This is a genomic window from Saccharothrix hoggarensis, assembly GCF_042678885.1.
Classification (GTDB): domain Bacteria; phylum Actinomycetota; class Actinomycetes; order Mycobacteriales; family Pseudonocardiaceae; genus Actinosynnema; species Actinosynnema hoggarensis.
The window spans coordinates 1-3,831 of sequence record NZ_JBHTLK010000379.1; the positions used below are offsets into that span (position 1 = coordinate 1).

5 protein-coding genes and 1 pseudogene are annotated in these 3,831 nt (G+C 74.3%); 5 read left to right on the plus strand and 1 reads right to left on the minus strand.

Translation table 11 applies throughout. The features are described 5' to 3' along the window. Window positions 1–518: pseudogene (locus tag ACFQ3T_RS35060) on the minus strand (helix-turn-helix transcriptional regulator); the annotation flags it as partial. 87 nt (window positions 519–605) lie between these two features. Here ACFQ3T_RS35060 and ACFQ3T_RS35065 point away from each other — a divergent pair. The 5 genes from ACFQ3T_RS35065 to ACFQ3T_RS35085 all read left to right on the plus strand — a co-directional run. Beyond that, a complete protein-coding gene (locus ACFQ3T_RS35065) occupies window positions 606–1,058 on the plus strand; it encodes a cupin domain-containing protein (protein WP_380730188.1) in 453 nt (150 codons plus the stop codon). Then, window positions 1,055–1,459: a DUF1304 domain-containing protein gene (locus ACFQ3T_RS35070; RefSeq protein ID WP_380730190.1), complete on the plus strand. Its 405-nt coding sequence runs from the start codon at window positions 1,055–1,057 to the stop codon at window positions 1,457–1,459. Before ACFQ3T_RS35065 ends, ACFQ3T_RS35070 begins: the two co-directional genes overlap by 4 nt. Window positions 1,460–1,477: 18 nt before the next feature. Further along, complete coding sequence (locus ACFQ3T_RS35075; protein WP_380730192.1) at window positions 1,478–1,924, plus strand: GNAT family N-acetyltransferase; 447 nt, start codon at window positions 1,478–1,480, stop codon at window positions 1,922–1,924. Window positions 1,925–2,084: 160 nt separating this feature from the next. Next, window positions 2,085–3,056, plus strand: coding sequence for a FecCD family ABC transporter permease (locus ACFQ3T_RS35080; protein ID WP_380730196.1), 972 nt, complete (start codon window positions 2,085–2,087; stop codon window positions 3,054–3,056). Continuing rightward, on the plus strand, window positions 3,053–3,831 hold a 779-nt coding region (locus ACFQ3T_RS35085), incomplete at its 3' end, for a FecCD family ABC transporter permease (protein ID WP_380730194.1). The genes ACFQ3T_RS35080 and ACFQ3T_RS35085, both read left to right, overlap by 4 nt.

A 3,831-nucleotide genomic window follows, 5' to 3' on the forward strand; every position in this document is an offset into this window, starting at 1 on the left:
CACCGGGCGGCGAGCCTGGTCGCGGTGGCGATCGCGGGCGCGACGGAGGCGACGAACTCGCTCTCCCGGTCGGTGAACTCGCCGCGCCGCACCATGCCCGCCGCGCCCCAGCACGTGCCGTCCGCCCGGAACACGGCGCGCAGCTCGTGGCGCAGGCCCAGCGGGCGCCACACCTCGTTGAGCCGGCCGCAGCGGGCGGCGTCCCGGCCCGGCGCGTCGGACAGCCGCGCCACCGACCCCGGGCGGCGGGCCAGCTCGGCGAACGTGTGCGGCTCCGCGCCGCCGTACTCGAAGGTGGCCAGCAAGGGCTCGTACCGGGGCGGGATGCGGGTCGCGCCGCTGGTCATCGAGCTGATCACGGCGGTGTCCGGGTCCAGCGACGCCCAGCACACCAGGTCCGCGGGCACGACCCGCCCGACCACGTCGATGGCGGCCCGGTGCAGCTCGGCGAGCCCCAGGCCCGCCGTCGCGAGGGCGGCGACGTCGCGTCGCGCGGCGAGCGCCCGACCTTCCCACATGGTCGGAGTATGCGCCGCCGGCCGGAGGACCGGCATCCCACATTTCCGGGATGGGGCGCGGTGCCCCGCGGTTCCTACCGTCGACCCGTGAAGACACACCTCAGCACCGCGGGCGACGGCTTCGAGCTGACCTCGCCCGACGCGAAGATCGTGGTCAAGGTGGACGCCGCGCACACCGACGGCGCCTACGAGCTGTTCGAGGTCGACGCGCCGCGCGGCCCCGCCGTGCCGCCGCACACCACGCCGTGGGCCGTGGCGTTCTACGTGCTGCACGGCCGGATGGCGGTGTTCGTCGACGGCGAGGTCCACGACGTGGGCCCGGGTTCGTCGATCGCCATCCCGCCGGGCGCGTCGCACACGTTCGCCGTGCACTCGCCGTCGGTGAGGTTCCTGGCGGTGAGCCCGACCGACGCGATGGGCCGGTTCTTCCGCGACGTCGACCGGACCGTGCCCGCCGACCTGCCGATCGCCGAGGCGGCCCCGTTGCTGCGCGACGTGGTCGCGCGGCACGGCGTCACCGTGGGGGAGTGGTCGTCGTGAACGCCGTCGCGCAGGTGGCCGCCGGCCTGGCCGCGTCGCTGCACGTGCTCGTGTTCGTCTGGGAGACGGTCCTGTTCACCAAGCCCGGTGTGCACTGGGGCGTGTTCAAGGTCCCGACCGAGGACGTGCCGCCCGTGCGGCTGTGGTCGTTCAACGTCGGCCTGTACAACCTGTTCCTCGGCGCGGGGACGGTCATCGGCCTCGTCGCGCTCAACACGGGGGACGAGGCCGTCGGCCGCGCGCTGGTGTTCTACACGTGCGGGTTCATGGTGCTGGCGGGCATCGGCCTCGGCGTGTCGGACCGGATGGCGCTGAGCCGCCCCAAGGGCGCCGGGGTCGTCGGCACGATCTCGCAGATCACACCGGCTCTCGTCGCGATCGTCGCCCTGGCGCTGGCCTGATCGGGCACGATCGCCACCGTGGCAGACCCGCACCTCCGCACGGCCACCGCCGACGACGACCCGGAACGCCTCTTCGACCTGCTGTGGGCCCTGGCCCCCGACGACGACCGCCCGCCGGCCGACCGCCTGGCCGCCGCGTGGCGGGAGATCGTCGCGCAGGCGGGCCGGCGCGTGTTCCTGGCCGAGCGCGACGGCGAGCTGGTCGGCGCGGTCGACACCGTCGTGCTGCCGAACCTGACCCGCGGCGCGCGGCCGTTCATGCTGGTGGAGAACGTGGTCGTGCGGCCGGGGGACCGGCGGGGCGGTGTCGGCTCGGCGTTGTTCCGGGCCGCGCTGGGCTGGGCGCGGGAGCGCGGCTGCTACAAGGTCCAGCTGCTGTCCAACGACCGGCGGGCCGACGCGCACCTCTTCTACGAGCGGCACGGGTTCGCCGCCACCGCCAAGGGCTACCGCCGCTACCTGTGACCGCCGTCGTCGGGGCGGGCGGCGCACGCGCCGGTCGGCTGCCGCGTCGCGCGGTCCGGGGCCGAGGCCATCCGGACGATCAGCGGCGACCGAGTGTCGGTTAGCCTTACCTAAACTTCGGGAGGTGTGGGTGTCGCGCGAAGCGGTCCGGGGGATCGGGATGCTCGTGTCGATCGCGGTGCTGGGCCTGGTCGTGCTGCTCAGCCTGTGGATCGGCACCAAGAGCATCCCGTTCGCCGACACGTTCTCCCTCCTGCTCGCCGACGACGGCACGGGCGACGCGGCGATCGTGCGCGCCGTCCGCGTGCCCCGCGCGGTCCTCGGCCTGCTGGTGGGCGCGGCGCTCGGGTTGTCCGGCGCGGTGATGCAGGCGCTGACCCGCAACCCGCTGGCCGATCCCGGCCTGCTCGGCGTGAACATGGGCGCGGCGGCGGCGATCGTGTCCGCCATCGCGTTCTTCGGCATCACCAGCCCCACCGGGTACGTCTGGTTCGCGCTCGCGGGCGCGGCGGGCACGGCCACCGTCGTCTACGTGCTCGGCGCGGCCGGCCGGGGCACGCCCACGCCGGACCGGCTGGTGCTCAGCGGCGCGGCCCTGACCGCCGTCCTGTACGCCTACGTCTCCGCGATCCTGCTGCTGTTCACGCACACCTTCGACGCGTTCCGGTTCTGGAACGTCGGCTCGCTCGCGGGCCGCGACCTGGAACTGGTCGGCCAGGTCGCGCCGTTCGTGCTGCCCGGCATCCTGATCTCGTTCCTGCTCGCGCGGAGCCTGAACGTGCTGGCGCTCGGCGACCACACCGGCAAGGCGCTCGGCGCCAACGTCAACCGCACGCGGGCGTTCGGCGTGCTCGCCGTGACGCTCATGGCGGGCGCCTCGACGGCCGCCGCCGGGCCGATCGCGTTCGTCGGCCTCACCGTGCCGCACGTGGCCCGCATGATCGGCGGCACGGACCAGCGCTGGGTGCTCGCGTACTCGGCGGTGCTGTCGCCGATCCTGCTGCTCGGCTCGGACATCGTCGGCCGCGTCGTCGTCGCGCCGCAGGAGATGGAGGTCGGCATCATCACCGCGTTCATCGGCGCGCCCGTGTTCATCGCGCTGTGCCGCCGCCGGAAGCTGGCGACGCTGTGAGGACCGTCCGCACCCGCGCCGTGTCCCTCCGGTTCAGCGACCGCGCGCTCCTCGTCGGCACGGCCCTCGCGGCGCTGACGGTCGTCGCGGCGGTCGCCACCATGGTCACCGGCGACTTCCCGCTGACCGTCGGCGAGGTGCTGGCCACGTTCCTCGGCCAGGGCGACGGCTACGCCGACTTCGTCGTCTTCACCCTGCGCCTGCCGCGCCTGATCACCGCGGTGCTGGTCGGCGCGGCGCTCGCGCTCAGCGGCGCGATCCTGCAGAGCCTGTCCCGCAACCCGCTGGCCAGCCCGGACATCATCGGCTTCACCCAGGGCGCGGCCACCGGCGCGATCGCGGTGATCGTGCTGGCCCAGGGCAGCATGGTCGCCACCGCGATCGGCGCGACCACCACGGGCCTGATCACGTCCGCCGCCGTCTACCTGCTCGCGTTCAAGCAGGGCGTGCAGGGCTTCCGGCTGGTGCTCATCGGCATCGGCGTGAGCGCGATGATGCTGGCGGTCAACTCCTACCTGCTCACCCGCGCGTCGCTGGAGAGCGCGCTGGCCGCGCAGACGTGGCTGGTCGGCGGCCTGAACAACCGGGGCTGGGACCAGGCCGAGGTCGTCGCCCAGGCGCTCGTGGTGCTGCTGCCGTGCGCGCTGGTCCTGGGCCGCCGCCTCGCGCTGCTGGAGATGGGCGACAGCACGGCGACCGGCCTGGGCGTGAACGCCGAGCGCACCCGGCTGGCGCTGCTCGCGGTGAGCGTCGGCCTGGCCGCCGTGGCGACCGC